We start from the raw sequence: 26,999 nt of genomic DNA on the forward strand, positions 1-26,999 counted from the left end.
GCATGAATGGCAATGGATTGGCCGTATTGTGCCAAAATGTCGTCAAAACCTACGCCGCCGGCTCGCAAACAATCACCGCCCTGCAGGGCATCGACATGGAAGTCCGCGTCGGCGAACTGATGATGCTGGTCGGGCCGTCCGGCTGCGGCAAGACGACCTTGATCTCGGTCATCGCCGGGATTCTGGACCAGGATTCGGGCCTGTGCAGCGTATTCGGCCAGGACCTGCTGAAATTGAGCAGCCGGGAAAAACTGAAGTTTCGCGCTGAAAATATCGGCTTCGTCTTTCAGGCTTATAATTTGCTGCCGACGCTGAGCGCGGCCGAAAATGTCTCCATTCCGCTGATCATCAACGGCATGGACCGCCACGAGGCGGTACGCAAGGCGAACGGTGTTCTGGAACAGGTCGGCCTCGGAAATCGCTCGGCCGCCCTGCCTTCCCAACTGTCCGGCGGCCAGCAGCAGCGCGTGGCGATTGCGCGCGCGCTGGTCCATGACCCGCGGCTGATCGTCTGCGACGAGCCGACCAGCGCGCTGGACCACGAAACAGGGCGGCATGTGCTCGAACTGCTGAAATCGGTCGCGGTCGACAGTTCCAGAGCGCTGGTGATCGTGACCCACGACGCCCGCATTTTCGATTTTGCGGACCGGATCGCGCAAATGGACGACGGGAAAATCGTCAAAGTGCAGCAATCCCGGACCGATGATGAGCAACGCCGAGTTTAACCCTTCACGGAATTAAGGATGCTACCCAAATATACTCTACCCGTGCTGGCCGCCGCCGGCTTCCTGTTCGGCGTATTCGAAGTATTCACCAGCAACAAGCCGACGCCGGTCGCCCAGGCCGCGGCCGAACCGGCCACCTCGCCTTTCGCCTCGTTCATCGCCGGCGCCGGCATCGTCGAGGCGAAAAGCGAGAATATTGCGATCGGCACGCACCTGGCAGGCATCGTCAAGTCGATCAATGTCAAAGTCGGCGACCGGGTCAAACGCGGCGATATTCTGTTTTCGATCGACGACCGCGCCGCGCTGGCCGAGCTGGCCGTGCGGGAAGCCGATCTGGCGCGGGCGAAGGCCGCGGTCGGCGAAGCGAAAGCCGGCCTCAGGGATGCCGCAGTACTGCAGCGCTTGGCCGAAAGCATCGAAGACCGCCGCGCGATCAGCACCGAAGAACTCGACCGGCGCCGGAACGCCACGCTGATTGCACAACGCAGGCTCGACAGTGCCGAGGCGCAGGTGCTGCAGGCCGAAGCGGCGGTCAAAGAAAGCCGGACCACGCTGGATTTATTGCAGGTCGAAGCCCCGATCAATGCCGAGGTGCTGCAAGTGAACGTGCGGCCGGGAGAATTCGCCCAGGCGGGTCCGCTTGCCACCCCGCTGATGCTGGTCGGCAATCTGGAAGACCTGCATGTCCGCGTCGATATCGACGAAAACGATGCCTGGCGTTTCCGCCGGGAAAGTAAAGCGGTCGCCTATTTGCGCGGCAACCGCCGGTTTCGGACCGATCTGGCGCTGGCCTGGGTGGAACCCTTTGTCGTGCCTAAAAGATCGCTGACCGGCGACAGTACCGAACGCGTCGATACCCGGGTTTTACAAGTGCTGTACAGCTTCGACCGCAATAAGATGCCGGTCTTTGTCGGGCAGCAGATGGACGTTTTCATCGAGGCGCCCGATGTCGGCCGTGAAACCGCGCCGATCCGCACCTCTCCTCCCCCCACGCCGCCGGCATGAACAAAACGCTCTTGCTGATTTTCGCCGGGACGATGGCCGGCTGCACGGTCGGCCCGGATTATGTCCGTCCCCGAATGCCCGCGCCCGCCCAATGGAGCGAAAGCTCCCCTTCCCCGGATACGCCGCAAAGCGATCGGGCCTGGTGGAAAACGTTCGGCGACCCGGCTTTGAACCGGTTGATCGATGAAGCGGCCGCGACCAATCCGGATCTGAAGCAGGCATTCCAGCGTATCCGGATCGCCCGCACCCAAAGGATACAGGCAGTTGCCGCCGGCCTGCCGACGCTTTCCGCGCACGGCAGCGCTTCCCGGCGCCTGAACAGCTTCACTTCTTCAGCCGGGACGACAACCGCGGTCGGCGGCACGGCATCCGGCGCCGGCGGCGCGTTCGGGATCGGCAACAGCCTGATCGACATCTTCCAGGCGGGCTTCGACGCGCAATGGGAGCTCGACCTGTTCGGAGGCATCCGCCGAACCGTCGAGGCAGCGGAAGCAACTATCGAAGCCGAAATCGAAAACCGCCGCGCCCTGACGGTCAGCCTGCTCGGCGAAGTAGCCGGCCAATATGTGACGCTGCGCGCCAATCAGCAGTTGTTGGCGGTGATTCGCGACAATCTGGCCACCCAGCGGGATACCCTGCATCTGACGCGGGAACGCCAAAAAGCCGGCCTCGCCTCCTATCTGGACGTGGCGCAGGCCCAGGCGCAGGTCGAAGCGACCGCGGCGGAACAACCTGTTTACGAAAACCAGATCAAACTGGCCCTGCACGCGCTGAGCGTGCTCCTGGACAGAACGCCGGGCGAACTGACCCAACGCCTGCAGCGGCCCACGCCGATTCCGCAGCCGGCCGAGCCGGCTTCCGCCAAACTGCCCTCGGAACTGCTGCGCCGCCGGCCCGACATCCTGAGCGCCGAACGAAGACTGAAAGCCGCCAATGCGGATATCGGCGCCGCGGTCGCCGCCCAGTATCCGCGCATCAACCTGGCGGCCTTCATCGGCCTCCAGAATACCGACATCACCGATTTCACGATGCTCGGCAAATCGTGGTCGGCCGCTTCGACCCTGGCGTTTCCGATTTTCAACTGGGGCAGCATCCAGGCCAATATCGAAGGCAGGAAAGCCCGTCATCAGGAATTGATATACGCCTATCGCGCCGCCGTCCTGAATGCTTTCAAGGAAGTCGAGGATGCCCTGGCTTCGATCGAACAGGAGCGGCGGCGCCAGGCGCAGCTGCGGCAAGCCGAAGCCGCCGAAAAACTGGCGCTGGACCTCGCCCGCGAACGCTATTTGAAGGGATTGACCGGTTTTCTGGACGTGCTGACCGCGGAACGGTCGTTGCTGACCCGGCGTCAAGCTCTGATCGAAAGCCAGGCCCGGCTCGCCGGCCAACGGGTGGCATTGTATAAAGCGCTGGGCGGCGGCTGGGAAGTTGCGGAGCCGGAAAATCGCCGGCAGCACGGTCAACTTTCGCTGCCCCAGACCAGTCCCCTCTCTTAAGCGGCGGCGCCGAATCCGTCAGACCGGCCCGGCAGTGGCAAGGTTAAAAGCCAGCCCCCGCGCCGATCAGCGCCGAGACATAATCGAAACGTCCGGAGAAACCGTTCGGCCAGAACACATGAAAGGCGAAGAACGCGGCAAGGTTCAGGATCACGCCGACCACCGCCGCGGTGATGCCGGTCAACGGGGCGGTAAATTTGAGATTGCCGTGCGTCGATTCGATCAGCGGACCGCCGGCCAGAATGAACAGAAAACTCGGCAGAAAAGTAAAAATAGTGCGGAGCCCGTTTGCCGCCGATCGCTCCGAGCAACGCCGCACTCAGGACGATCAGCCCTGTAGGGTACGCTGTGCGTACCCTACGGAGGTTGAACCCGTAAGATACAGATGCCGGGCGGGATATTTGAGGCTGTGAAAGTATTCCTCGCCCTTGCTAAAATAACGGAGCCCGCCACCGCCCCGTTAGCGCCGATGCCCCATCCGTACAAAGAAGGACAAAACCGCCAAGAAGTTCTCCGTCTACCGCCACGGCTGGACGACTGGGTGGGCGCGGATAACCCGGTCCGGGCCATGGATGCGTATGTGGAGCCGCGTAGGTCGGGCACGCGCTTTTTGTGCCCGACCTACGCGGCTTGGGAGGAAGCGGTTCAGGCACGTATCCAGCAGCAAAATGGCGTATTCCGAAACACGTATCCAAGCGGCTCACCGTTTACGGGGTCTTCGCAATGAAGACTCTGGGATTACTTACGGAAAAAGAGTGGCCTCATGGTTTTCGTTATCCGCGACAGTTCAACCGGATCGTTGAATTGAGGTTAATAGAACTTGAGCCCTGGTACTTTCTGAAGGGGCAGCCCCTGAGAGAAGCAATGGCTGGACTTACCGAAAGATATCCTGCACGACAGCTCGTTCCTTTCGCTCGCCGGCAAGATAATGATGATGTTGCATGCTGGGACGTCGGCAAAGGAGACGAAGTATTTGTCATTCATGACTTCGCCTCACCCGGATGGGAACAACGCGCTCAATTTGCCAGTTTCTATGACTGGCTTCGGCGTGCCGTTGAAGACTTTATCGAGTTCGACAGTTGACAGGTTCTCGATTTAGGTCAGTACATTCAGAAACTCCGGCGGTACCTGACCAGCCGTGTAGGTCGGGCAACCGCTTTATCGTTGCCCGACGATCATGTGGCGATCCTGCTTCGGAATGTTGCGCGGGTCTGAAACCCTGTCACCTTTCAAGACATTGGAAATGTCGGGCACAAAAAGTGCGTGCCCGACCTACGCGGCTGGGCGCAGGGGTATTTTTGTGCCACGGTGGGAGAGATGACCGAAGAGATGATCAAAGAATATCTAGAGCATCATTTTGAGTCGGATCCAGCTACCGAATTGAAAGTTGAACCGTAGACGCGTCGTTAAGCCGACGCGTATCCCGGACTTTCAGTCCGTAACCCAAACCCACCGGCTTTTAGCCGGTGGTTGTTTAGTATTTATCAAAGCAAGTTTGGTGCGCGACTAGGGCGGATTCGCCGCTAGGCAATCCGCCGCGCTTTAAAGGCGGTTGGCGTTTTGCTATCGCGAAAACGCCCTACAATTAAAAGGTTTTAAAGACCTCGTAGGTCTGATTTTCGCCTGGCGGCATCTGCCCTGGCAAGTATCGTTCCCACACAGGCTCGAAAACACGACAAGAATCATCGATCAGACAATACAATTCGGTTAAACTGTCCATAAGCGCCTTCCGATCACGGTCAGATTTGTTTAAGGAAACAGAATCTTACGCGAAAAAAAGGGGGCGTTCGCCTGGCTTTTTATTATCCCGAACTCAGGTTGAAAAAGGAATCCGCGCTTAACCGAGACGATTGCCGTGAATGAGATCCCGCATTACCGCACGCTCAACGAGTTTTATCCATTCTACTTCAGCGAGCACGCCAACCGCGTCTCGCGCCGGCTGCATTTCGCCGGTACCTCGATCGCCTTGGCGCTGCTGGTCGCCGCTTTCGCGGTGCCGGCGGTGTGGCTGGCGGCGGTCGCGCTGGTGCAAGGCTATGCCCTGGCCTGGACCGGACATTTTTTCTTCGAGCACAACCGGCCTGCCACCTTCAAGTATCCCTGGTTTAGCTTTCTGTGCGACTGGCGAATGTGGTGGGACATGTTGACCGGCAGGATTCCATTTTAAGAAAATCCGTCTTCCTACCCGATCCGACAGCCCTCGGCGACCTCTTCGCCCGGAGGCAACACAGCCAGCGTAGAATGTTATAGATACCGCAGCGATGAAAACGATTACAAATCCAGGTAGAGATGGTCTGCAAAGGCGTATGACGAAGTTTTACTAGCTGCGGTATCTATAGCGCCTCCATGCGGCGCAATACGGCTTCGCCTATTGCGCCCTACAGCCTCCAATACCCGAATGCTGACTCAATAAAAACATGTTGACCGATTTTTCTCTTTACCAGACTTTGTGCATTGCGCTGGTTTTCGTCTGGACCGGCTTCGTCCGGACAGGGCTGGGTTTCGGCGGCGCCGCGCTGGGCTTGCCGCTGATGCTGTTCATCCGCGATACGCCGCTGTTCTGGCTGCCTATCATCGGGGCGCATCTGCTGTTTTTTTCCGGCCTGACGCTGCTGAACCGCCTGCATAACGTCGACTGGCGCTATCTGCTGCGCTCTTCGCTTTACATCATTCCGCCCGCCATCGTCGGCGTTTTCGGGCTGGTCAACCTGCCGGTGTTATGGCTGAATATCTTCGTTTATTCGATTACCTTGTTTTACGGTTTCATTTGGCTGCTCGACCGGGGCATCGAAAGCCGCCATCCTTGGGCGGACAGAGGGCTGCTCGTTTTGGGAGGCTATGTTGCAGGGATATCCCTGTCCGGGGCGCCGTTAATGGTGGCCGTTTTCATGAATAACGTCGGCAAACGCCAATTGCGCGACACGTTGTTCGTCTTATGGTTTATTCTGGTCAGCATCAAGATGACTACGTTTGTGGCCCTGTCCGTGGATCTGCATTTGACCGAAGCGCTGACACTGCTGCCGGTAGCCGCCATCGGGCATCTGCTGGGCCTCAAAGCGCATGACGCGATCATGCGCAACGACAGACTTTTCAAGCGGTGGATCGGCGGCGGCCTGATCGCGGTCAGCGTTCTTGGGTTAGGGCATTTGTAGTGCATGAAAGTCCGGAGCGCCACTCCATCGGGAATACAAGAAAAATACCCGCCTGTTGAGGTTCTTTGAACCAAGCTTAGTTCGTTCTACACTTCGACCTTAAAACCTGAAGAATATGAAATCCAAATCAACTCAGTCTTCTATTCCGATAAAACTACTTTTGCGGTCGATATCGGCTTTTGGAATGACGTGGATGCAATCGGCCATTACCTGTCTTTCAAAAATTTACATGGATGGCATTTATGTAAAATGAAAGCGGACAATCAGGGTGACAGGCCGCTTCTCCATCACCTGCCAAGTTATAAAGCATGTGCATCTGATGCCGCCCGTCTACCTGAAGCTGAACAAAGCGACGTGTTCGGTGTTGTCGATGAGTTTCATGATGAATTTCCGGCAAGTGCCTGCCCACGCCCTTTTAGTCTTCCATACATAAGTGTAGGCATTCGTGATCGGGTTGTAGCGCAGGCCGTTTTTACCTTGGGTCATCGTTTTCTCGAGGTCACCCAGGGGGGCGCCGCTCTCACAGGCAACTGGCTGCGATTTAGGGTATAGCGCGGAAACGATGTTCAACCCGTAATCGCCGCCAAGGCTTAATTTGATCGGGACCGCTCTCCCTGCCTTGACGGTATTCGCCATAGGCGGGTTGACCAGCGGGGGAATGAAGCCGGAGAAAGGATAAGGAGGGACAAACTCATAGGCACCGATGTCGCAGACCGCAGTGCCATCGCCATCCCCGTCCACCGGGCGAAACTGATTGCGCTGATCTAAATTATTGACCGGGGCAGCGGCGCAGATCGTGTTATCCGCCTGATCGATGGCGAGGCTGCCGGCCGATAGGGCATGGGTCTGGGTAGGGCCGCCGTTGTCGGCCAGTGGTCCGAGATCCGGACTGCCAATAATGAAATGCGCCGGATCAGAACTCGCGTCGCAGGAACCGTCTCCTATCAGATTAACACCGGATATATTTAGAGTACCAGCGTTTTCGCAATCAACACGATCGTTGTTAGCAACGATCGTGTTGGCCAGGTTGAGAGTGCCCGAGAAGTTTCTGATGCCACCGACATATGGCCCTCCCAAGTTAAAGGATAAGGTGCTATGAATAACGGTGAGGGTGCCAAAGTTTGAGATGCCGGCGCCGTCGGCCGCGCGGTTGCCGGAGAAGGTACTGTTTCCGATGGTGAAGATATCGTTATTGGCGACCCCGCCGCCCGTGCTGTCAGTACTATTGCCGGAGAAGGTGCTGCCGGTAACGGTGGCGGTGCCGGTAATGTTGCGGATGCCGCCGCCACTGAAGATTGAGTCGTTGCCGGAGAAGGTGCTGTTGCTGACAGTGAGGGTGCCCTCGTTGGCGATGCCGCCACCAACTGCCGCGAAGTTGTCGGAGAAGGTGCTGTTGCTGACGGTGAGGATACCCGCGTTATAAATGCCAGCGCCTATGCTCGGGCTTGAAGGGCCATGGCCATTGCCGGAGAAGGTGCTGTTGCTGACGGTGAGGGTACCGTAATTGAGGATGCCGTCACCGCCCACATAGTCGTTGGAGGAGAAGCTAAAGCCTTTGGTAATGGTAAGTCTTTTGAGGTGGAGCTGGGCCCCGCCGTTCACACGCATCACCCGTACGGTACCACCGCCGCTGACGATGATGTTCCGCCCGTCTCCGTTGAGAATAATCGAGGATCCGGTAGTAATATCAAGAGTGCTGGCCAGCATGATCGTGCCGCTGACGCTGAAGGTGATAGTATCGATCTCGGAGCCGGCCGCGCAATCACCGAGAGTGGTGTCGATGTCCTCATTGGCGTTGGTAATCGCCTCGCGCAGCGTGCAAAGACCGTCCGCAGCCTTGAGGGTGTCGCTTAACGTATTGACCCTAAGCTTAGCGGCCCAGGCGGGACATCCGTTCAGCACGGTCAGCAGCAGGATGCTGTGGAGCAGGTAGAGAGTAGCCGGGGTAGATGCTTCCGTATTCATAATTTCCCTCCGTTCAATTTAAAGATCTAGATAGTGTCGTCATAAGATAGATATCCAGAGGGCGATACACCGGATTTGTACAGCAGCCAGGAACGAAGCGGTGTTCTTGGCGTACCGGGTTGCAATGCCTCGCCAGCGCTTGAGGTGCAAGAACGCGTTTTCCACCAAATGCCGGAGTTTGTAGAGGTCTCGATCGTAATCGCGGGGCTCCTTGCGATTTCGACGCGGCGGAATGACGACCGTCATCTGATTCGCTTCGGCTTGGGCTACGATAGCATCGCTATCGTAGCCTTTGTCCGCCAATAAATGCTGCGCATCCACGCCTTCGATCAAGGTTGAAGCCTGCGAACAATCTGCTGTGGTACCTGCTGTAATAAGGATTCTGACCGGCATACCATGCGCATCCACGGCCAGATGTATCTTACTGTTGAGCCCCCTTTTGTGATTGCCATGTCCTGATTGCCGCCTTTCGCGCCGGCGGCGTGCGGGTGGACCTTGATATGGCTGGCGTCGATCATCAGCCATTCATAGTCGGGCTCGGTCACCAGCTGTTCCAGCAACGCTTCCCAGATGCCTTTGTCTCGCCAGCGGCAAAACCGGCGATGGGTATTTTTCCAATCGCCATAGTCAGGTGGCAGGTCGCGCCATGGCGCACCGGTACGCAAAATCCAGAAGACCGCATTGATAAACAAGCGGTTATCACGGGCCTTGCCACCCCAGGCCCCTGCACGGCCGGGCAGATGGGGCTCCAGCAAGCTCCAAACCGTATCGGAAATGTCATGGCGGCGGTGGGCAGGTTGGGACATGGCTCTTTAATCTCATCAGCAGCTACAATCTCCGTATTATACCTGATAAGGAGTCATCTTATGACGACACTATGTAGGAGAATTTGTTTTCCTCTTTTTCCTAGTCGATAATGCCCTTTTTAGAGCCGTCCAACAACGGCGCTTTAGTCATCGCCATTCCGAGACCGCCATTACACTCCGGACCTTTCCATTTATCCAGGCCGACAGCCTTATAGGCCAGAATACTACAGAGACTTCGGGTCTGTTGCGGCACAGCCGCCCGATCCCTCACCGCGATCCACGATCAGAAAAACGCTTCGAGACGGTTTCTTCGTAATGGCAAAACTCGACTTGTCAAGCCGGTGCCTACTTTCGCCGGCTCGTCCCTTCTTCCGCAAAAACCGGACAATAAAGGCCAAAGCAGGGCATTATTCCAATATCCCGGTCTGCCTTTCGCACTGCCAGTCCGCACTGTTGAAATCGACTTGTTCGACCGCTTTTTTATCCATGCACAGCCAATACGCGGCCGGTTTCAGCTCTTCCTGGCACGCCGTCGACAGCGGCGTGACCTCGGTTTTCTCGTTGCCTTTGACTTTCTCCTGTTCGTCGAAGCGCCGAGTCGCGCGCAAACAGATGGCGTATGCCTCGCCTTGCGAGCCGGCGGAACCGGTAGCCTTTCCTTCCGAAGCGGAAGGAGAATCGGAGCCGGCAGGCACCGTTTCAGGAGAAGCCTCCAGCACGTTCCGCGGACGTTCAACCCCGCTAGGCGCCTGGGCCGCGCCGACCGCAGGCAGGATCACGATCAGAATAAATCCCGCTATCAAATTACGCATGTTGGAACTCCTCCGGAAACGGGTATCAAGGGAAATGAGCGCGTGACACGATCATCCGATGCCGTCTATATAAGCCCTTCCGCTGCAAAAGGTCGGTGCGCCCCCGCACGTACGGCGCGGCGGCCGGGGATGGGTCCGCCAAGGCATTGCGCATTGCGGCGAACGGTAGTAAGTTAGAAATTAGAAGAGCTCTTTTTCGGTAAATCTGGTAAATTTCCCGCTCCGTTCATCCGCACAACCCGCGTTACTTTTGTGGAAAGTCATCATGCAAGCATTAACAAAACCATTACAGCACAATCTGGCCTTGTTCCTTTTCAGCAGCCTGCTTGCCGCGATGCCGGCAATGGCGGCATCCGATCTCGAAGCGCAAGAAGGCTTCGCCAGGGCACGGTCGAAAAGCCTTCATCCGGGAATGGATCACTCGGCACATCAGAACCCTGCCGACAAGAGCCAGGAGTTTCACGGCGTTTTTTACGGCTATCTTCCCTGTAGCGATTGCGACGGGGTCAAAACGACGCTGTCTTTACAGCAGAAGAACAACTATCTGATCGTAATTCAGCCGGCTAAACAATCCTCACGGGAGTATTTTGAAAGAGGCAAATATGACTGGAATGAAGAAACCCGCACCGTGGTTTTGACGCCGACCAAGGGAGGAACGAAAACGCGCCGCTACCACATCGAAGACGAAGGCACGCTGATCCAGCTCAACGAAGATGGGATCAAGATGGAGGATTACGAGCTGCAAAGAAGCGATACGTACAAGTCGCGGGAAGTGCATATCCACTAACCTAAGCGGCCCGAATGCCAGTTGTAGGGTACGCTGTGCGTACTATTGGGGATGAAAAGGTACGCACAGCGTACCCTACGGCGGTTTGTGCCTTTTAGGATTTAACCCAAGCTGGCAAAGGGGGTATCACGGTAAGCCCTCGGCAAGGGAACGAGAGGGGAAGTTATTATCGACCAAATCCTAAGCGGCCCAAACGCCAGGGAAGGCATATCGCGTCCTGCCGATCCGCCCGAGGTAAACCGCCTTTCGGCCATCGCCTGGGCGGTTTTTTACTTACCGAAACAGGAAAATATCGATCAGCTTTTGCCGCCCTTCCGGCTATTCCGCTCGACGCAGCAGTCCAGCGCAAACCGCAGCAGCAATAACGTGACCGCTATCGGAAAGACCAGGTAATGGTCCAACAATTCCAGGCTCCCGAGCGTTCCCAACATGATCGCCCAGGGCTGCAGGGCTTTGTGCCCGACAAGCCGGCGCATGTAGCCGACGGTTTCATTATCGAGGCGCTCGCAGGGGCCGATAAAGGCGAGCGAGATAAACGCCGTCATCGCCGCGAAATAGACCGGAAAGAAAAAGAACATCGGCGAATCGTCCTGGAATTGGGTTTTCCAGTAGGCGAACCAGGCCAGCAAGACACTCGATGCAAACAGGTCGTACCAGACCGTAAAATGCCTCTTCCTGAACAGCATGCCGGAGACCGCCAGCAAGGCGCCGCCGATGCCGAGATAGAGTGCCAACGGCGATACCAGCTGGCTGAGCAGCGGATTGGAAGTCTGGACGAAATAGCCGAGAGCAAGGCTGAGCAGAATGAAAACAAACATGCATCTTTCCGTTAGAGGTGTTTCAAGAGGGTTCCCATCGAATTTAACGGGTGTCGCGCTTCATGTTATGCACATTGCTCCGAATGTCCGGAACGCGGAAATTTTCGCAGCCCAAACTCTGGCAAAACCCGATCAATCCTAATAAATTATTGATATCAAATAACTATTCTGTTTCGTATAAAATTTTTACAATTTAACCGCAAGGCAGGCGCTATCGGGTCCCCAAGCGGTTATCGAGAGTCTTTCCACAAAGTTATCCACAGAAATTGTGGATAAGACGATCCAGACTTCCGCCGCGTCTTTTCGATTTCATAACGATACCCCGAAAGGTTCCACCCAGACGGCTTCGTTTGCCCGAACGCCGCCGCAATCGGCCGGTAGAACGATGTAACAGTTACTCCGCGCCATCGCGCCCAAGAGGTGCGATTCCTGGTCGCCTCCTGCGGCAACGAAGAATTCGCCCTGCGCATTTTGGGTCAGAACGCCGCGTTGAAATTCGAGGCGGCCGGGCTCTTTTTTGAGAGGAACCGTACAGATGGCCCGGATGCGCAGCGGATGGGCGGACCCCTGCCCCGCCAGCCGCTTCAGCGCCGGCTCGACCATCTGCCGAAACGTAACGGCCACCGCCACCGGATTGCCGGGCAGGCCGAAGAAAAACGCCTTGCCGATTTTGCCGAAAGCCAGAGGCTTTCCGGGCTTCATCGCAATCTTCCAGAGATGAATTTCGCCGAGCCGTCCGAGAACCTCGGCGATGAAATCGGCCTCGCCGACCGAGGCGCCGCCGGTCGTAATGATCACGTCGTGATCCGGGGCCGCCCGGCTCAGCGCGGCCTCCAACTGCGCGCGGTTATCGCCGATCACCCCCAGATCGGCGGCACGGTAACAGGGATCGGTCAACAAACCGCCGAGCAGGTAGCGATTGCTGTCGTAGATCCCGCCGGCCGACAAGGCCTGGCCGATCCCGGTCAGCTCATCCCCGGTCGAAAAAAAAGCGATATTGACCGGCCTTTTAACCGCCATGTCATAAACGCCTGCCGAGGCCAGCAAGCCAAGGTCGGCCGCGGTCAGCCTTTTGCCCTCCCCGCACAGCAGATCGCCCTGCCGAAGATCTTCGCCGATTTCGCGCACGAAGCGGCGCAATTCCACATCGGCCGGCAGCACGATCGCGTCGCCGTCTGCCGCCGCGAACTCCTGCATGACGACCGAATCAGCCTGATCCGGCACAACCGCGCCGGTGAAAATCCGGATGCATTCGCCCCGGTTCAGCCGGCCTTGAAAAGGCTTCCCGGCCCAGGAAGCACCGGCCACCCGCAGACGGACCGGTCGCAGGCCGTCGAGATCGGCGCTGCGGAAGGCATAGCCGTCGACTGCCGCGTTCCGGTAATGCGGAATAGGGAGCGGCGCGCGCACCGGTTCGGCCGCCACCCGGCCCAGCGCCTGTTTCAGCGTCGCTCTTTCCGCGCCGGAAACCGGCTGTACCGCGGACACGATCCTGTCCAGCGCGGCCTCGGCGGACAGCATCGGTTCGAGGCTGCACGGATCGGCCATTATCTGAATTCCCGGTAGTGGTCCAGAAGGTAGCGCGCGATCAGGTCGGGCCGGTTCAGGTCCAGCCTGACCAGCCGGTCCGGCGCCTCGACCGGCGCGTCGCTCGCAATCGCGATGATGTCCGGATCCTGTGGAAACAAGAGCGGCCTTTGCAGCGACGGCCGGTGCAGTTCGATTTTGGGGAATTTTTCAGCCTTGAAGCCCTCGACCAGGATCAGGTCCAGGCCCGACTGGTCCAACACCTTGAGCTGCTCACCCAGGCTCGGCTCGCCGGGCGTTTCGAACTCGTTGATGATCGCATAGCGGTATCGGGAAACCAGCATGACCGGAGAGGCGCCGGCCATGCGCAGCCGGTAACTGTCCTTGCCGGGATGGTCGATATCGAAGCTGTGATGGCTGTGCTTGATCAAACCGACCCGGAGGCCCTGCTGTTTCAGCAGCGGAATCAGTTGCGTCAGGAGCGTGGTCTTGCCGGTGCCGCTGGCGGCGGCAAAACCGAGGATCGGCTTTCGTGCATTCTGCATGGGGATTGAATCATTGAATTAGAATCGATAATCGCGATATTCTAAGGCATTATTAAGCCCGGCACTACGATAACGGCGGCACGGCCGTTATTCTCTCCCGCCGTCCCGCGCCGTTGAGATTTTAAGGCAGAACCCGAGTTTTCCCCGGAGCCGACATTGATTCGCATTGCGTTCGTTTTACTGCTGATTTGGCTGGTTTTTCTTGCACTGCGCAAATTGCGGACAGCCCCCGCCGACGTGAAGGCGCGTGTGCTTCGTTACGCACTGATCGCCGGCGGTCTGGCGGCGCTGATTTACATGGCAAAAGCCGGCTGGCTCGGCGGACTGTTTGCCCTGCTCGGGCTCGCGGCGGCGTTTTTGCTCCGGTTATTGCCGTCCCTGCTGCGCAATGCGCCTTATCTGCATCAAATCTGGGTCGCGTGGCAACGCGCGAAACAGGGACAGGCCGGTCCCCGGCAGGAGCGGCACGATCGCCCGGCTTCCGGTAAAATGACCGCCGCGGAAGCTTACGAAGTGCTGGGGCTGAAAATGGGCGCTTCCGACCAGGAAATCATCGAAGCGCATCGCCGGCTGATGCAGAAAATCCACCCGGACCGGGGCGGCTCCGATTATCTGGCCGCGAAGATCAACCTGGCCAAGAAAACGCTGCTGAAAAGATAAATACCGATGCACCCCATTTCCCGGACTGTTGCAGTGATGCTGACCACGATTCTGACTGCCCTGATGTTCGGCTGCACCGAACGCACGGATCTGGCGCCGGTATGGTCCGGCTATCAGAATTTGAATGAAGTGCTTCCGCAGAAACCTTCCGCGCTTTCCGTCGCGGCAGGACCTGCGACTCCGGCGCCCCTCCAGCAAACGCTTCCTCCCGTTCCCGCCAACCGCTATGCGGCCCCGGCACAGACAAAACCCCATTCGGCGCAGCCGCAGGCGCCCGCCCCGGTCGCCCGTCCCCGCAGCGCCGTCCGGACGGCAAAGAACGAAAACAAGATCAAGCCGGTCATGATGGCTTCGGCGCAGCCGGTTCCCGAAAAGAAAAAGCCGGAATCCGAACCCGCCAAGCCGGCCCGCCAAAAGCCCGCGGCTAAAAAAAGTACCGCCGTCTCCACCGGTACGGAAAAAGACAATGCCCAATTACACTTCGATTGGCCGTTAGCGGGCAAGCTTTTGAAGAATTACGCCCAGACCGGCAAAAAGGGCATCAAGATCGCCGGCAAAAAAGACCAGGCGGTCAGGGCCGCCGAGCGCGGAAAAGTGGTCTATAGCGGTCAAGGATTGATCGGATATGGTAATCTGCTTATCATAAAGCATAACGACCAATATTTGACCGCTTACGCGAATAACAATGCCTTGTTGGCCAAAGAGGGAGACGCCGTCAAAAAAGGCCAGGAGATCGCTACAGTAGGTGTCGGCGCTTCCCGCAAGGCCATGCTGCATTTTGAAATCCGCAAACAAGGCAAATCGGTCAATCCGTTGACATTATTACCGAAGTTATAAAGATGCCGTTGAGCACCCAAGCGAAAAGTCAGGGGGGAATAAGATGAAAGAAGAAATAATAGAGCCCGCTGATGAGGAAATCGGCCTGCATTTTGGAGACGACGACGAGGGGCTTTTTTTCGAGAAAGAGTTCGAGGATATAGAGGGTTCTCTCGGCGACCTGGATGTCGAAAATGAAGTCCAGGCCCTGAAAGTCCGCGATGACGGTTTCGATGCGACGCGGGTCTATCTGAACGATCTCGGCCGTTCGAAACTGCTGTCGGCCGAACAGGAAAAATATTACGGCGGCCGGGCACTGCGGGGAGATTCCGAATCCCGCAAGGTGATGATCGAAAGCAATCTGCGCCTGGTCGTTAAAATTTCCCGCCGCTACCTGAACCGCGGACTGCCGCTCCTAGACCTGATCGAAGAAGGCAATCTGGGGCTGATCCGCGCCGTCGAGAAATTCGATCCGGACCGCGGCTTCCGCTTTTCGACTTACGCAACCTGGTGGATACGGCAAACGATCGAGCGCGCCATCATGAACCAGACCCGAACGATCCGCCTGCCGATCCATATCGTCAAGGAGATGAATTCTTATCTGAAGGCCCAGCGCCATCTGCAGCAGTCGCTCGACCACGATCCGAGCGCCGAAGAAATCGCGCAATTCATGGACAAACCGGTCTACAAGGTCGAAAAAATGCTCAAACTGAACGAGCGGGTCACTTCGATCGACGTGCCGTGCAGCAAGGATATCGACAAACCGATGGTCGAAACGATTTCCGACGACGAGAGCCCATCGGCCGCCGACCAGATTCAGGAAGACGGCATCCGGCAAAGCATTTCCGGCTGGGTCTTTCAATTGCCAGAAAAACAGCGTGAAGTGATCTGCCGCCGCTATGGGCTTTGCGGTTACGAATCCGAAACGCTCGAACAGGTCGCGCTCGAATTGAACGTAACCCGCGAGCGGGTGCGGCAGATTCAGATGGACGGCTTGAAGCGGCTGAAAGAAATTCTGCATACGAACGGTTATTCGTTCGAAACGATTTTCAATTAAGCCGGCGGCCAAGGCTTCTTCGACAAAAGAACGGGAACTCCTCCCGCCTGCCGATCCCTTGGCGCCAGCAAAGTCCTTCTTCCGTCATTGATCGGACAGTCCCCTCGGAACGCTTCTCTTTTCATCTGTAGGGTACGCTCGACTGCAGGGATGCAGGAGGTACGACCCCAGGGATGGGGGAGGTAGATCGCGTCGAGAACAAGCGATCGAGAGCAATGCAGGAGCAATTGCCGAGAGCGTACCTTTTCAATCCTCATGGTACGCACAGCGTACCCTACAGCGGCTTGTACCTCTTACTGCCGCCGCCAATACGCAATTGACATCGCCTCCCTTCCTGATTTAGAGTTTCCCGCTGATACATAACAATAACTATTAAGTAGTTGGAGCGCACAATGGCAAAACCATTAATACAATTGGCACTGGATTCTCTGGATTTCGACCAAACCGTCAGTCTCGCCGAGAAAACGGCGCCTTACGTCGATATCTTCGAGATCGGTACTCCTTGCATCAAACACAACGGCATCGAACTGGTCAAAACATTGCGGGAAAAATTCCCAGACAAACTGATTCTGGTCGACCTGAAGACGATGGACGCCGGCGAATACGAAGCGGCGCCTTTCTATGCGGCCGGCGCAGACATCTGCACCGTGCTCGGCGTATCGGGACTGCCGACGATCAGCGGCGTGATCAAGGCGGCGCAGGCGCACGGCGGCGAAGCGCAGATCGACCTGATCAACGTGGAAGACAAAGTCGCCTGCGCGCGCGCCGCGGCGGAACTCGGCGCGCAAATCATCGGCGTACACACCGGCCTTGACGCGCAAGCCGCCGGCCAGACGCCTTTCGCCGACCTGCAGGCGATCGCGGATCTGGGCCTGGACGTCAGAATTTCGGTCGCGGGCGGCATCAAGCCTGCCACCATTGACCAGGTGGTCAAGGCCGGCGCGGACATCATCGTGGTCGGCGCAGCCATCTACGGCGCGCCTTGTCCTGCAACCGCCGCGAAAGAAATCCGCGACCTCGTCGACGGCAAAGCCCCGGCGCCGGACAGCAGCACCGATGCCAACATCATCGGCACTCCGCACCAGACGCTGATCATCAATAAAATCCATTCGATTCTGGAAGCGACCGGCGACGATTTGCCGGTCAAACTGACCCACATGCTCGACAACGCCAAACGGGTCTATATCTCCGGCGCCGGACGTTCGGGCCTGGTCGGCCGTTTCTTCGCGATGCGGCTGATGCACAGCGGCTACGATGTCAGCGTCGTCGGCGAAATCGTGACCCCCAGCATCAAGAAAGGCGACCTCCTGATCGTGATCTCCGGTTCCGGCGAAACCGAGCAGTTGATCGCGTTTACGAAAAAAGCCCGCGAAGTCGGCGCCCAAATCTGCCTGATCACGGCGAAGAGCGGTTCGACGATCGGCGACATGGCCGACGAAGTCATTTTGATCGGCAGGCCGGACCAATACAGCAAAGTGGTCGGGATGCCGATGGGCACCGTCTTCGAACTGTCGACGCTGTCCTTCCTGGAAGCGCTGGTATCGCACCTGATCCATGAAAAAGGCATCGCCGAAGAAGTGATGCGGTACCGGCACGCGAACCTCGAATAAGCACTTCGGGCCGACTGCGGCCTGTTGCCCAAGGAAGGGGCCAAATGCCCCTTCCTCCTCGCTTCCCGCCTTTTTCGGGGAAACGGTTCGAACCCGCTTAAAAAAATCGCTAATAACAACAATTCAGAGAGCAACGATGACCAATAAGACCCTCTTACGCTGGGGAATCCTCGGTGCGGCGCGCGTGAACGAGCGCCTTTTGCCCGCGATCGTCGAAGCGGAAAACGCCGAGCTCGTCGCGATCGCCAGCCGCAGACCCGGAGCCGCAGCGAAAACCCTGGTCAAATACGCCCCGGACCAGACCGAGGTGCGCCTCTATGACGATCCCGAAACCCTGCTGAACGACGATGGCGTCGATGCGGTGTACCTGCCGCTGGCCAATCACGAGCATGCCTTATGGACCCTGCGCGCGATCGAGCGCGGCAAGCACGTGCTCTGCGAGAAACCGATGGCCTTATCGGTCGACGACATCCTGGCGATCGAAACCGCCGCGCAGCGTTACCAGGTCAACGTGATGGAAGGGTTCATGTACCGGTTCCATCCGCAGCATGTCCGGGTGCGGGAATTGCTCGATTCGGGCCTGTTCGGCGAAGTCCGCTCGGTACGCGCGACTTATTCGTTCATGATGCGCCCCGCGCGGAGGTACCGGCTCGAACAGCCGGTCGAACGCGGCGGCGGCGCGCTGTGGGACATCGGCTGTTATGCGGTGCATTCGGCGCGGATGTTTTTCGAGGATGCGCCGGTTTCGGTATCGGCCCTGTCGAGCTATGTCGGCAGCGGCGCCGATATTTCGAGCAGCGGCGTGATCGACTTCGGCCGCGGCCGCTTCGCGCAGTTCGACTTCAGCTTCGAACGCGCGCGCCGCTCCGAATACGAAGTGATCGGCACCAAAGGCGGCATCAAATGCCATACGGTCTGGCAACTGCCCGGCGACGTCCCGGTCATTTCCTGGTGGACCGAAGACGGCCGCCAATGCGAGGAAAGACTGCCGCCGGCCAATCACTTCCGTCTGGAAATCGAACATTTCAGCGCTTGCGTACTCGCCGGCAAAGCACCTGCGCTATCGCTGGAGGACGCGAAGAACAACTGCCGGATTCTCGAAGCCGCGATGCAGTCCGCCGCCGAAGGCAGACTGATCAGACTGGCTTGATCCGGATAATAAATTCCAACGACAGATAAGCAGGCAAAAACATGACAGATTACAAGAAATACCACTGCATGGAATGCGAGCACATTTACGACGAAGCCAAAGGCGACCCGGACAGCGGCATCGCGCCCGGCACCCGCTGGGAAGACATCCCGGACGATTGGGAATGCCCGATCTGCGGCGCGCCGAAAAGCTTCTTCAAGCCGCTCGAATAATCCGTTCCCTGTGCCGCAGCGCCCGGTAAAAAATAAAGGGCGCGGCGGCCGCGATCAAATGTTTCAGCGTATGGCCGCTGACTCCGCCCAGTAATTCGTAAAGCCCCGCATCGAAAAATTCCGCCGCTTTCGCCAGCGCATAAGCCGCAATCATCCCCCAGTAGAAAGCGTCTCCCTGCAATTCCGACTTGAAGAGCCCGAGGATGACCGGTATCAGGATCACCGGCAGAAACTGCACCAGCGCGTAGGGACGCAAATCCCCCTGACCGTTCAGTTCGGTGACATGCCAGTAAAGCACCGATGCCAGCCCGACGCATAATAACGGCACGAAGAGCGTGCGCGCCGCCCGGATCGAGACATATTCGCCGACGATCGCGCCGAACAGCGCCATGAAGCCGATCGTGATCGGCAGCCGGTCCCAGACCAGTGTCCGGTTATCCGGATGCAGATGGTAATATGACGAGCCGATACCGGTCAGAAAAACCCCGGCAAAAAAAGCGAAATACATCCAACGCAGCTCGGCCAGACCGCCTGTCAACGGTTCGCCGAGCACCCGGCGCATGCCGATCAGGCCGACGATCAGAAACGGAAAATTCGAGATCACATTCCAGAAATTCGGCAGGCCGGCCATCGTGCGCTGGTCGGCAAACCGGTGATAGGCGGAATCTTGGGGAATCGGTGCGAAATTGAAAACCGCGATGACGGCCACCAGGGTAATGCCCGCCAGGATTCCGATTCGATGGTCGTGATGCATGCTAACCTCTCAAACGACGTCCCTCGCGGCCGGCGTCGTCCTGCCCGCCGTAAAACGCCTTACCCGGCTTCAGGCCAGGCAATAGCGGTCGTCATGGCGCGGATTGTTGACCCGGTCGCTGACCGGATACCGCGCCATTCCTTCATAATCGGGAGCCGCCAGCAGCGCATCCAGACTTTGCCGCGTCTGCCGGGGATCCAGCCAGATTCGGTAATGTTCCGCGCCGATAATCACCGGCATACGATCATGGATCGGTTCCATCAGCGCATTTGCCGGGGCCGTGATGATGGCGCAGGAATACAGTCTTTCCGCGCCCTGCGCCCAGTGCTCCCATACCCCGGCAAAGGCGAACACGCCGCGGTCTTCGCGGCAGACATGATACGCCTGTTTGCCGCCCTCGCGCTTCTGCCACTCGTAAAATCCGGTTGCCGGAATCAGGCAGCGCCGTTTCCGGTAAGCGGCCTTGAACGACGGTTTATCGCCGAGCGTTTCGGCTCGGGCGTTGATCAACGAATGGCCGATTTTACTGTCCCTCGCCCACGAAGGCACCAGCCCCCAGTCGAGGCCGACCGCCCTGAAATCGTTCGGCTCCGTCTGCACGATCCCGAGGATCTTTTGGCCGGGCGCGATGTTGTAACTGGTTTTATAGCCCGGCACTTCGGCCAGGCCGAACGCTTCGGCCAATTGTTCGGGCGTCGCCAGCATGTTGAAGCGTCCGCACATCCTGAATCTCCGTCGAAATAACCCTTTGCCCCGCCGTCCGGAAACCGTCAAATTTATAAGGTACGACGGCCGATTCGCGATAAAATAGCAAGCTTTCCTTTTTTTCACCAGAGAATCTTTATGAACCAAGAGAGCATCGAGCTGATTCAAAACTATTATGACGCCTTCAACGCCGGCGATATGGATACTTTTTTGAACCTGTTGACCGACGACGTGATTCACGACATCAACCAAGGCAAACGCGAAATCGGCAAGGATGCGTTCGGGCAGTTCATGGGCGGTATGAACCGCAATTACAAGGAGCAACTGGCCGATATGGTGATCATGGCGACCGAAGACGGCAAACGCGCCGCGGCCGAATTCGTGGTGCTCGGCGAATACCTGCAAACCGATGAAGGCCTGCCTCCCGCAAACGGCCAAAAATACCGCCTGCCGGCCGGCGCCTTCTTCGAAATTCGCGACAACAAGGTCGCCCGGATTACCAATTACTACAACCTGAACGACTGGATTGCGCAGGTCGGCGCTTAATCAAACAGGATAGGCCGAGCCGGCTGTTGGGTTGCCGAACGGCAACCCAACGGTATTGCCATACGGGTATATTCCAGCGAATAAGCCCGTAGAGGCATTCTCAAGTTACGGCTGGAAGCGTTGCGTCAGACCGACGATAGTACCCTCGTAAAAAGTCTTGGATCCGCCGCTACCCGCACAGTCGGGATAAGGGCCGGCTCCGTTGACGGTACCCGCATAATCGATATCCCATTCGTTTGTCGGCCCCTGGGCGATATGGTTTACCGCGAAATGATTCCTGACGCGTCTCGCAATGTTGTGGTCGGCGCACGAAGTGTCGCCGCTGACGCCGACGGCGCCGACGACCTGATCGTTCGCATCGACGAGCAGCAAGCCGCCGCCGAAAACATTGATGCCGCCGATTCTACGTCCTACCAAAGGATCGCTCTTAGTGCCGAACTTGCTGCTGTTGCCGGCGTAAGCGGTTTGGGCATCCACGGGATTACTGTGCTGTAAGCCGTACAAAGGCCCGCCTTCCAGAACGGTTCCGTATAAGCTCGCCGTCGAAAAACCGAAGGCGCCCACGGTACTCTGGCTCGATCCCTTGTTGTTGCTCAATGTTGCAGCCGTATAAGCCTTCTGAGCCGATATCACCCGGCTGGCCAGCCATTGGTCGTTCAGTTTGTCGCCGGTTCTCGCTACCGCGCAGACTCTGCCGTCCTTATTGACGACCGTGCCCCACATATCGAAACCCAACCCGCCGTTGCTTGCGGCCTGCGCTGCGTCCAAAGCCGTTTTCAGTTGTTCATAGCTCACCGGGCAATCCTTGGGCGGGCCGGCCAAGACTGCCGTCGAAGCCAGAGCCAAAAACGCCCCGGATACCATTTTTTTCAATTCCATAACATCCTCGCTCATTGTTTATTGTGGCAACAGATTCAGTTCGATCCGCGCGTATTCTCTCAAATACAGCGCTAAACTGAACCATTGGCTTGTATTTGTATTCTTATTTTACAAGCGGTTGCATTATAATTCACGGGATTGTAGGCTTCAATCGCCTAACGAAATAACTATTCTCTCAATTTTTTCAATCGGCTCCAGAACGTGAAATTTTCTAAAACCGGCTACTTTTTAATCTCCGTTTGCACACTGATTACGGCCATGGCGGCGCTTAACCACGAGCGCCTTTCCGCCTTGGCAAACGACATATTCGCCTCGTTAATCGGTAACGAGGCATCATCCGAACCGCCCAAAGAAATCCAGAACGATGCCAACTCATCCCAAACCCCGGACCAGATAAAACAGCTGCTGCAACAAAAAGCCCTGGAAGCGATGAATCCGCCTCCGCTCGAAACGGATAGCAAAGACCCTGAAGACTTGGAAGACTTGGAAACCATGGAAGAGGCCCTGAACGACTTTTATTCCTCCGAGGACGAGCAGGACCGGGAATCGGCCCTGATGATCCTGGGCGAATACCCCGACCCTAAGGCCAAGGAAGCGATTCTTTATGCGCTGAACGATCCGGAAAACGCCGTGCGGGAGCAGGCGGTCAGCCAGATCGGCAATTGGGAAGACGAAAAAGAACGCCAGCAGATGCTGTTGACGGCCCTGCAGAACGATCATCCCGAAATCGTCGTTCTGGCGCTGGAATCGGTCGCCGAGATCGACGACCCGGCCTTGGCTCAAAAAATCAAGGAATTGAGCAACGATAAAAACGAAGACATCAGCGAAGCCGCGAAAGTCGCGCTGGATATGGCAGACTCGGAGTGAAACGGTTTTCCCGCGCCGTAAAGGTTCTTCTCCGGTCCGTTTCCGCTGTTCGGAAAGCGTATTGGGGTTCGTCGTTGCGCACTTCAAACACAATCAATCCTGTGTAGGATGGATAGAGCGAAGCGAAACCCATCGTGCATAACCGTATCGTATAGTGATCGAGGGGAGGGAGGGTACCAATCAGACCATCCTCCGGCGGAACCGCTGGCGCGTTCCGCCCTACATCATATTCAATCCGGCAGGAATATGGAGCCTTGGGCAAAAATTACCGCGCTGCCGCCGACCCGGAGGGTCAATTGCGCCTTGCCCTTGTGATCCATTTCGATGTTCAGTAGGCTGCGGCGCGAGCCCGCGTCGCCGCGGTCCACCGCGAAAGTGTGGGTGCCCTTGCGCGTATGTTCGAACGAGCACAGATAGGAGGCGAAGGCCGGCACCGCCGCGCCGACCGGCGGGTCGTCGTCGTGGCCGATATGCGGCCCGAGCAGGCGCAGGTTGAAATCCGAATCGGAATACGGCGTTTTCGGCGCGAACAGCAGGATTTCCTGCGCCGCGGTCTGGGGCGCCGCGGACCGGCTCCAGGCCGCGTAATCGAAGCGCGCCTTGCGCACCGTTTCGTACTTCCAGACCGGCACGATCAGGTACGGCATCCCGCAGGCGACCAATCGCGCCGAATATTTGATGTGGTCGAGATCGGCCTGCGGAATCGACAGCACGGACGCCAGTTCCTCGTCGTTCGGCGCAAAGCGGTCGACAATCGAAGAGACCTTGTTCGTAAACTGCACGAACGCCGGCTTACCGTTTTCGGCTGTAATGTTCACCTCGACCGGCCCCGCATTCTGTTCGAACACGACCGGCGTGACCGGCGCGTCCAGCCTGATGTCGCCGCACAGGCCCAGCACGTAGGCGGCCGCAATGATCGGATGGCCGGCGAAGTCGACCTCGGCCTTCGGCGAAAACATCCTCAATCGGCGCAGGTCGCCGCCGGGATGGAACACGAATGCGGTTTCCCACAGATTCAGCTCGTTCGCGATTTTCTGCATCGTCCGGTCGTCGAGCCCGTCCGCGTGCGGGAACACCGCAATTTGCGCGCCGTTGAAAACCTCGCGGGTAAAGACGTCGGTAATATAATATTGATAATTCATGCCTTAGCCTCCGACGCCGACTTCGACCCTGCCGTTTTCGATCCGGACCGGATAAACGGGCACCGATACCGCCGCGTCTTCCACGCAGACACCGGTCTCCAGGTTGAAATGCTGTTTATACAAGGGCGAGGCGACCACCGGCTGGCCGCCGAGATCGCCGATCATTCCGCGCGACAGCACATTCGCCCGGCCGATCGGATCGTAGTTGCCGACAGCAAACAGCGTCTTTTCTTTCGGCAGGTAAAAAATCGCCACCTGCCGTCCTTCTACCCTTGCGCAGATGCCCGAGTCGGGCTGCAGATCGTCCGCGCCGCATATATCGATCCAATCGGTCATTCCACCTCTCCCGTTACGGTTTCTGTCTCGGTTTCAACCCTCAATTTGAAATGCCTGCGTTCGTCCGCGAGCGCCGGCCGGAACTGGCCGCGCTCTTCCACGAACAGCACATTGTCGTCCTGCGCATCGCTGTTGATGAAATGGCGGAAGCGTTTCAGGCGCGTTTCGTCGTTGATCGTGGTTTTCCATTCGCATTGGTAAGTGTCGATCACGTGCTTCATCTGCTGTTCGAGCTGTTCGCAAATGCCGAGCCGGTCGTCGATGATCACCGACTTCAGATAGTCGAGGCCGCCCTCCATGTTTTCCATCCACACCGAGGTCCGCTGCAGGCGGTCGGCGGTGCGCACGTAAAAAATCAGGAAGCGGTCGATCAGTTGGATTAGGGTTTCCTTGTCCAGCCCGGTCGCGAACAGGTCGGCATGGCGCGGCTTCATGCCGCCGTTGCCGCAAACGTACAGATTCCAGCCGGTTTCGGTCGCGATCACGCCGACGTCCTTGCCTTGCGCTTCGGCGCATTCACGGGTGCAGCCGGACACCGCGAACTTCAGTTTGTGCGGCGAACGCAGACCCTTGTAGCGGTTTTCGAGCTCGATCGCGAGGCCGACGCTGTCGTCGATCCCGTAACGGCACCAAGTACTGCCGACACAGGATTTGACCGTGCGCAGCGACTTGCCGTAGGCATGGCCGGATTCGAAACCGGCGTCGATCAGGTCCTTCCAGATCGGCGGCAATTGATCGACGCGCGCGCCGAACAAATCGACGCGCTGGCCGCCGGTGATCTTGGTGTAGAGCTGGTATTTTTTCGCGACTTCGCCGAGCGCGATCAACATGTCCGGCTTGACCTCGCCGCCGGTGATGCGCGGCACGACCGAATAGGTGCCGTCCTTTTGCATGTTCGCGAGGAAAGTATCGTTGGTGTCCTGGAGGCCGACATGCTCGTTTTTCAGGATGTAGTCGTTCCAGTAAGAGGCCAGGATCGACCCGGCCGCCGGCTTGCAGATGTCGCAGCCCCGGCCCTTGCCGTATTTTTCGAGCAGTTCGTCGAAAGTCCGGATCTGCTTGACCATGACCAGGTTGTATAGATCCTGGCGGGTATAGGGAAAGTGCTCGCAGAGGTCGGTATTGACTTCGTAGCCGTGTTTCGAAAGTTCGGAATTCAACACCGACTTCAGCAGCGCCGCGCAGCCGCCGCAGCCGGTCGAAGCTTTCGTTTCGGCTTTCAGGCCGGCGATCGTGGTGCAGCCGTCGTCGATCACTTTGCAGATGTCGCCTTTGGTCACGTTGTAGCAGGAGCAGATCGTCGCGGACATCGGCAATGCGTCCGGCCCCAGGCCGACCGATTCGTCGGAGCGGCTCGGCAGAATCAGCGCGTCCGGATTTTCGGGCAGATCGATCCCGTTCAGGCAATATTGCAGCAGGGTGCCGTAGCCGGACGCATCGCCGACCAGCACCGCGCCGAGCAATTTTTTCTTGTCCCGGCTGACGACCAGGCGTTTATAAACTTCGGCGGCGCCGTTTTGATAGGTATAAACCATCGCGCCCGGCGTCTTCGCATGCGCGTCGCCGATGCTGGCCACGTCGACGCCCATCAGCTTCAGTTTAGTGCTCATGTCGGCGCCGGTAAAGCTGCCTTCGCCGGCGGTCAGGTCGGCGACGACTGTCCTTGCCATCGCATAGCCGGGCGCGACCAGGCCGTAGATCATCCCGTTCCAGAGCGCGCATTCGCCGATCGCGTAAATGTCGGAATCGGAGGTCTTGCACTGATTGTCGATCACGATGCCGCCGCGCGGCCCCATCTCCAGCCCCGAGGCGCGCGCCAGTTCGTCGCGCGGGCGGATGCCGGCCGAAAACAGGATCAGGTCGGTTTCGAGCTCGGTGCCGTCCGCAAAACACATCTTATGCCGGCAGTGGTCTCCCTCCTTGATCACGCTGGTGTTCTTGCCGGTGTGCACGGCCACGCCGAGCGCCTCGATCTTTTGCCGCAGCATCGCGCCGCCCGCCTCGTCCAGCTGCACCGCCATCAGCCGCGGCGCGAATTCGACCACATGCGTTTCGAGGCCCAGGTCGGTCAGCGCCTTGGCCGCCTCAAGCCCTAACAGGCCGCCGCCGATCACTACCCCGACCTTGCCGTCCTGCGCGGAAGCGGTGATCGCTTCCAGGTCCTCGATCGTGCGGTAAACGAAACAATGAGGACGCTCATGCCCCGACACCGGCGGCACGAACGGATAGGAGCCAGTCGCCAGGACCAGCTTATCGTAGGCAATGACGACGCCTTTCGCGGAAGTGACCGTTTTGGCGGCGCGGTCGATGTGTGCGGCCTTATCGCCAAGGTGCAGGGTAATGCCGCTCCGTTCGAAGAAGCCTTCTTCGACCAGGGACAAGTCTTCGGCCGTCTTGCCGCTGAAGAACGAAGAGAGGTGCACCCGGTCGTAAGCCGCTCTCGGTTCTTCACAAAAAGTCACGATGTCATAATCGGCATGCTTGCCGCCGGAAACCAGGCCGGCCAGAAAATTCTGCCCTACCATACCGTTGCCGATTACGACGATGGTTTGTTTTGTACTCATGGCACCCTCAATCAACAGGTTAATGCTCAACAAACAAGAAATAGCAAAATACGCGCCATTTTT

Annotated in this window: 27 protein-coding genes and 2 pseudogenes; 16 read left to right on the forward strand and 13 right to left on the reverse strand. The window is 57.9% G+C overall.

The annotated features are described in order from the left end of the window. Positions 1-2: 2 nt before the first annotated feature. The 3 genes from METAL_RS15180 to METAL_RS15190 are packed head-to-tail and all read left to right on the forward strand — an operon-like array spanning position 3 to position 3,226. Positions 3-725, forward strand: a complete 723-nt coding sequence (locus METAL_RS15180) for an ABC transporter ATP-binding protein (RefSeq protein ID WP_005373665.1) — start codon at positions 3-5, stop codon at positions 723-725. Positions 726-743: 18 nt separating this feature from the next. Continuing rightward, positions 744-1,730: an efflux RND transporter periplasmic adaptor subunit gene (locus METAL_RS15185; protein WP_005373666.1), complete on the forward strand. Its 987-nt coding sequence runs from the start codon at positions 744-746 to the stop codon at positions 1,728-1,730. Then, positions 1,727-3,226 carry an efflux transporter outer membrane subunit gene (locus tag METAL_RS15190; protein ID WP_005373668.1) on the forward strand — a complete coding sequence of 500 codons (1,500 nt, stop codon included), beginning with the start codon at positions 1,727-1,729 and terminating at the stop codon, positions 3,224-3,226. The genes METAL_RS15185 and METAL_RS15190 overlap by 4 nt, the downstream gene beginning before the upstream one ends. Before the next feature lie 61 nt (positions 3,227-3,287). Here the strand turns inward: METAL_RS15190 and METAL_RS15195 are convergent. Next, positions 3,288-3,503 (reverse strand): annotated as a pseudogene (locus tag METAL_RS15195) (chromate transporter); the annotation flags it as partial. Positions 3,504-3,949: 446 nt separating this feature from the next. On the opposite strand from METAL_RS15195, the gene METAL_RS15205 reads away from it, so the two are divergent. The 4 genes and pseudogenes from METAL_RS15205 (at position 3,950) to METAL_RS15215 (ending at position 6,378) form a co-directional block, all read left to right on the forward strand. Next, complete coding sequence (locus METAL_RS15205) at positions 3,950-4,309, forward strand: hypothetical protein (protein ID WP_005373672.1); 360 nt, start codon at positions 3,950-3,952, stop codon at positions 4,307-4,309. Between the two features lie 174 nt (positions 4,310-4,483). Next, positions 4,484-4,624: pseudogene (locus tag METAL_RS21120) on the forward strand (transposase); the annotation flags it as partial. 457 nt (positions 4,625-5,081) lie between these two features. Continuing rightward, a complete protein-coding gene (locus METAL_RS15210; protein WP_005373674.1) occupies positions 5,082-5,393 on the forward strand; it encodes an Mpo1-like protein in 312 nt (103 codons plus the stop codon). Positions 5,394-5,643: 250 nt separating this feature from the next. Further along, positions 5,644-6,378 (forward strand): sulfite exporter TauE/SafE family protein, encoded by a 735-nt coding sequence (locus METAL_RS15215; protein WP_005373676.1) that lies wholly within the window; start codon positions 5,644-5,646, stop codon positions 6,376-6,378. A 330-nt stretch (positions 6,379-6,708) separates the two neighbouring features. Here the strand turns inward: METAL_RS15215 and METAL_RS22215 are convergent, their stop codons facing one another. From METAL_RS22215 to METAL_RS15240, 3 genes are all read right to left on the reverse strand, one after another. Next, positions 6,709-8,343 carry a PxKF domain-containing protein gene (locus tag METAL_RS22215; protein ID WP_425357661.1) on the reverse strand — a complete coding sequence of 545 codons (1,635 nt, stop codon included), beginning with the start codon at positions 8,341-8,343 and terminating at the stop codon, positions 6,709-6,711. Positions 8,344-8,382: 39 nt separating this feature from the next. Further along, a protein-coding gene (locus tag METAL_RS21135) for an IS5 family transposase (RefSeq protein ID WP_213069401.1) occupies positions 8,383-9,149 on the reverse strand; the annotation gives its coding sequence in 2 pieces (ribosomal slippage) (positions 8,383-8,774 and positions 8,774-9,149; 768 coding nt in all). A gap of 407 nt (positions 9,150-9,556) precedes the next feature. After that, positions 9,557-9,961, reverse strand: a complete 405-nt coding sequence (locus METAL_RS15240) for a hypothetical protein (protein ID WP_005373682.1) — start codon at positions 9,959-9,961, stop codon at positions 9,557-9,559. 265 nt (positions 9,962-10,226) lie between these two features. Between METAL_RS15240 and METAL_RS15245 the strand changes: the two genes are divergently transcribed. Continuing rightward, positions 10,227-10,748, forward strand: coding sequence for a copper resistance protein NlpE (locus METAL_RS15245; RefSeq protein WP_005373684.1), 522 nt, complete (start codon positions 10,227-10,229; stop codon positions 10,746-10,748). 296 nt (positions 10,749-11,044) lie between these two features. Here the strand turns inward: METAL_RS15245 and METAL_RS15250 are convergent, their stop codons facing one another. From METAL_RS15250 to mobB, 3 genes are all read right to left on the reverse strand, one after another. Continuing rightward, positions 11,045-11,566, reverse strand: a complete 522-nt coding sequence (locus METAL_RS15250) for a hypothetical protein (protein ID WP_005373687.1) — start codon at positions 11,564-11,566, stop codon at positions 11,045-11,047. A 309-nt stretch (positions 11,567-11,875) separates the two neighbouring features. Continuing rightward, positions 11,876-13,114 (reverse strand): molybdopterin molybdotransferase MoeA, encoded by a 1,239-nt coding sequence (gene moeA / locus METAL_RS15255; protein WP_005373690.1) that lies wholly within the window; start codon positions 13,112-13,114, stop codon positions 11,876-11,878. Then, positions 13,114-13,638, reverse strand: a complete 525-nt coding sequence (gene mobB, locus METAL_RS15260; protein ID WP_005373693.1) for a molybdopterin-guanine dinucleotide biosynthesis protein B — start codon at positions 13,636-13,638, stop codon at positions 13,114-13,116. Before mobB ends, moeA begins: the two co-directional genes overlap by 1 nt. A gap of 156 nt (positions 13,639-13,794) precedes the next feature. On the opposite strand from mobB, the gene METAL_RS15265 reads away from it, so the two are divergent. From METAL_RS15265 to METAL_RS15290, 6 genes are all read left to right on the forward strand, one after another. After that, positions 13,795-14,298, forward strand: coding sequence for a DnaJ domain-containing protein (locus tag METAL_RS15265; RefSeq protein ID WP_005373695.1), 504 nt, complete (start codon positions 13,795-13,797; stop codon positions 14,296-14,298). A gap of 6 nt (positions 14,299-14,304) precedes the next feature. After that, a complete protein-coding gene (locus METAL_RS15270; protein WP_245549396.1) occupies positions 14,305-15,135 on the forward strand; it encodes a peptidoglycan DD-metalloendopeptidase family protein in 831 nt (276 codons plus the stop codon). Between the two features lie 43 nt (positions 15,136-15,178). Next, complete coding sequence (gene rpoS / locus METAL_RS15275) at positions 15,179-16,171, forward strand: RNA polymerase sigma factor RpoS (RefSeq protein WP_005373698.1); 993 nt, start codon at positions 15,179-15,181, stop codon at positions 16,169-16,171. A 392-nt stretch (positions 16,172-16,563) separates the two neighbouring features. Beyond that, entirely contained in the window at positions 16,564-17,781 is a 1,218-nt protein-coding gene (gene hxlAB, locus METAL_RS15280) for a bifunctional 3-hexulose-6-phosphate synthase/6-phospho-3-hexuloisomerase (RefSeq protein ID WP_005373700.1), read from the forward strand. A gap of 136 nt (positions 17,782-17,917) precedes the next feature. Further along, entirely contained in the window at positions 17,918-18,931 is a 1,014-nt protein-coding gene (locus METAL_RS15285; protein ID WP_005373702.1) for a Gfo/Idh/MocA family protein, read from the forward strand. Positions 18,932-18,972: 41 nt separating this feature from the next. Next, complete coding sequence (locus tag METAL_RS15290) at positions 18,973-19,143, forward strand: rubredoxin (RefSeq protein WP_005373704.1); 171 nt, start codon at positions 18,973-18,975, stop codon at positions 19,141-19,143. Here METAL_RS15290 and METAL_RS15295 read toward each other — a convergent pair. Continuing rightward, positions 19,127-19,897: a ceramidase domain-containing protein gene (locus tag METAL_RS15295; RefSeq protein ID WP_005373706.1), complete on the reverse strand. Its 771-nt coding sequence runs from the start codon at positions 19,895-19,897 to the stop codon at positions 19,127-19,129. The two genes, METAL_RS15290 and METAL_RS15295, sit on opposite strands and share 17 nt — an antisense overlap. Before the next feature lie 69 nt (positions 19,898-19,966). Next, complete coding sequence (locus tag METAL_RS15300) at positions 19,967-20,620, reverse strand: SOS response-associated peptidase (protein ID WP_005373709.1); 654 nt, start codon at positions 20,618-20,620, stop codon at positions 19,967-19,969. A 120-nt stretch (positions 20,621-20,740) separates the two neighbouring features. On the opposite strand from METAL_RS15300, the gene METAL_RS15305 reads away from it, so the two are divergent. Then, positions 20,741-21,148, forward strand: coding sequence for a ketosteroid isomerase-related protein (locus tag METAL_RS15305; RefSeq protein ID WP_005373711.1), 408 nt, complete (start codon positions 20,741-20,743; stop codon positions 21,146-21,148). Positions 21,149-21,253: 105 nt separating this feature from the next. On the opposite strand, the gene METAL_RS15310 is transcribed toward METAL_RS15305, so the two are convergent. Next, a complete protein-coding gene (locus tag METAL_RS15310) occupies positions 21,254-22,027 on the reverse strand; it encodes a GlcG/HbpS family heme-binding protein (RefSeq protein WP_005373713.1) in 774 nt (257 codons plus the stop codon). Positions 22,028-22,285: 258 nt separating this feature from the next. On the opposite strand from METAL_RS15310, the gene METAL_RS15315 reads away from it, so the two are divergent. After that, a complete protein-coding gene (locus METAL_RS15315) occupies positions 22,286-22,894 on the forward strand; it encodes a HEAT repeat domain-containing protein (RefSeq protein WP_005373714.1) in 609 nt (202 codons plus the stop codon). 230 nt (positions 22,895-23,124) lie between these two features. Here the strand turns inward: METAL_RS15315 and METAL_RS15320 are convergent, their stop codons facing one another. From METAL_RS15320 to nirB, 3 genes are read right to left on the reverse strand one after another with little or no spacing between them, the layout of a single operon-like run. Then, positions 23,125-24,036, reverse strand: a complete 912-nt coding sequence (locus tag METAL_RS15320) for a PhzF family phenazine biosynthesis protein (RefSeq protein WP_005373715.1) — start codon at positions 24,034-24,036, stop codon at positions 23,125-23,127. 3 nt (positions 24,037-24,039) lie between these two features. Continuing rightward, the gene (gene nirD / locus METAL_RS15325) at positions 24,040-24,372 is read right to left on the reverse strand and encodes a nitrite reductase small subunit NirD (protein ID WP_005373717.1); all 333 of its coding nucleotides are present in this window, start codon (positions 24,370-24,372) and stop codon (positions 24,040-24,042) included. Further along, positions 24,369-26,936 carry a nitrite reductase large subunit NirB gene (nirB, locus tag METAL_RS15330; protein ID WP_005373719.1) on the reverse strand — a complete coding sequence of 856 codons (2,568 nt, stop codon included), beginning with the start codon at positions 26,934-26,936 and terminating at the stop codon, positions 24,369-24,371. Before nirB ends, nirD begins: the two co-directional genes overlap by 4 nt. Positions 26,937-26,999 lie beyond the last annotated feature (63 nt).

The organism is Methylomicrobium album BG8, assembly GCF_000214275.2.
GTDB classification, from domain to species: Bacteria; Pseudomonadota; Gammaproteobacteria; order Methylococcales; family Methylomonadaceae; genus Methylomicrobium; species Methylomicrobium agile.

Bases quoted from the DNA above. Each gene is read 5' to 3' on its own strand.
- rpoS (WP_005373698.1), top strand. From the start codon at position 15,179: ATGAAAGAAGAAATAATAGAGCCCGCTGATGAGGAAATCGGCCTGCAT.
- METAL_RS15205 (WP_005373672.1), top strand. From the start codon at position 3,950: ATGAAGACTCTGGGATTACTTACGGAAAAAGAGTGGCCTCATGGTTTT.
- METAL_RS15305 (WP_005373711.1), top strand. From the start codon at position 20,741: ATGAACCAAGAGAGCATCGAGCTGATTCAAAACTATTATGACGCCTTC.
- nirD (WP_005373717.1), bottom strand. From the start codon at position 24,372: ATGACCGATTGGATCGATATATGCGGCGCGGACGATCTGCAGCCCGAC.
- METAL_RS15270 (WP_245549396.1), top strand. From the start codon at position 14,305: ATGCACCCCATTTCCCGGACTGTTGCAGTGATGCTGACCACGATTCTG.
- nirB (WP_005373719.1), bottom strand. From the start codon at position 26,936: ATGAGTACAAAACAAACCATCGTCGTAATCGGCAACGGTATGGTAGGG.
- METAL_RS15250 (WP_005373687.1), bottom strand. From the start codon at position 11,566: ATGTTTGTTTTCATTCTGCTCAGCCTTGCTCTCGGCTATTTCGTCCAG.
- METAL_RS15310 (WP_005373713.1), bottom strand. From the start codon at position 22,027: ATGGAATTGAAAAAAATGGTATCCGGGGCGTTTTTGGCTCTGGCTTCG.
- METAL_RS15240 (WP_005373682.1), bottom strand. From the start codon at position 9,961: ATGCGTAATTTGATAGCGGGATTTATTCTGATCGTGATCCTGCCTGCG.
- moeA (WP_005373690.1), bottom strand. From the start codon at position 13,114: ATGGCCGATCCGTGCAGCCTCGAACCGATGCTGTCCGCCGAGGCCGCG.
- METAL_RS15190 (WP_005373668.1), top strand. From the start codon at position 1,727: ATGAACAAAACGCTCTTGCTGATTTTCGCCGGGACGATGGCCGGCTGC.
- METAL_RS15245 (WP_005373684.1), top strand. From the start codon at position 10,227: ATGCAAGCATTAACAAAACCATTACAGCACAATCTGGCCTTGTTCCTT.
- METAL_RS15180 (WP_005373665.1), top strand. From the start codon at position 3: ATGAATGGCAATGGATTGGCCGTATTGTGCCAAAATGTCGTCAAAACC.
- METAL_RS22215 (WP_425357661.1), bottom strand. From the start codon at position 8,343: ATGAATACGGAAGCATCTACCCCGGCTACTCTCTACCTGCTCCACAGC.
- hxlAB (WP_005373700.1), top strand. From the start codon at position 16,564: ATGGCAAAACCATTAATACAATTGGCACTGGATTCTCTGGATTTCGAC.
- METAL_RS15290 (WP_005373704.1), top strand. From the start codon at position 18,973: ATGACAGATTACAAGAAATACCACTGCATGGAATGCGAGCACATTTAC.
- METAL_RS15315 (WP_005373714.1), top strand. From the start codon at position 22,286: ATGGCGGCGCTTAACCACGAGCGCCTTTCCGCCTTGGCAAACGACATA.
- METAL_RS15215 (WP_005373676.1), top strand. From the start codon at position 5,644: ATGTTGACCGATTTTTCTCTTTACCAGACTTTGTGCATTGCGCTGGTT.
- METAL_RS15320 (WP_005373715.1), bottom strand. From the start codon at position 24,036: ATGAATTATCAATATTATATTACCGACGTCTTTACCCGCGAGGTTTTC.
- METAL_RS15295 (WP_005373706.1), bottom strand. From the start codon at position 19,897: ATGCATCACGACCATCGAATCGGAATCCTGGCGGGCATTACCCTGGTG.
- mobB (WP_005373693.1), bottom strand. From the start codon at position 13,638: ATGCAGAATGCACGAAAGCCGATCCTCGGTTTTGCCGCCGCCAGCGGC.
- METAL_RS15300 (WP_005373709.1), bottom strand. From the start codon at position 20,620: ATGTGCGGACGCTTCAACATGCTGGCGACGCCCGAACAATTGGCCGAA.
- METAL_RS15285 (WP_005373702.1), top strand. From the start codon at position 17,918: ATGACCAATAAGACCCTCTTACGCTGGGGAATCCTCGGTGCGGCGCGC.
- METAL_RS15185 (WP_005373666.1), top strand. From the start codon at position 744: ATGCTACCCAAATATACTCTACCCGTGCTGGCCGCCGCCGGCTTCCTG.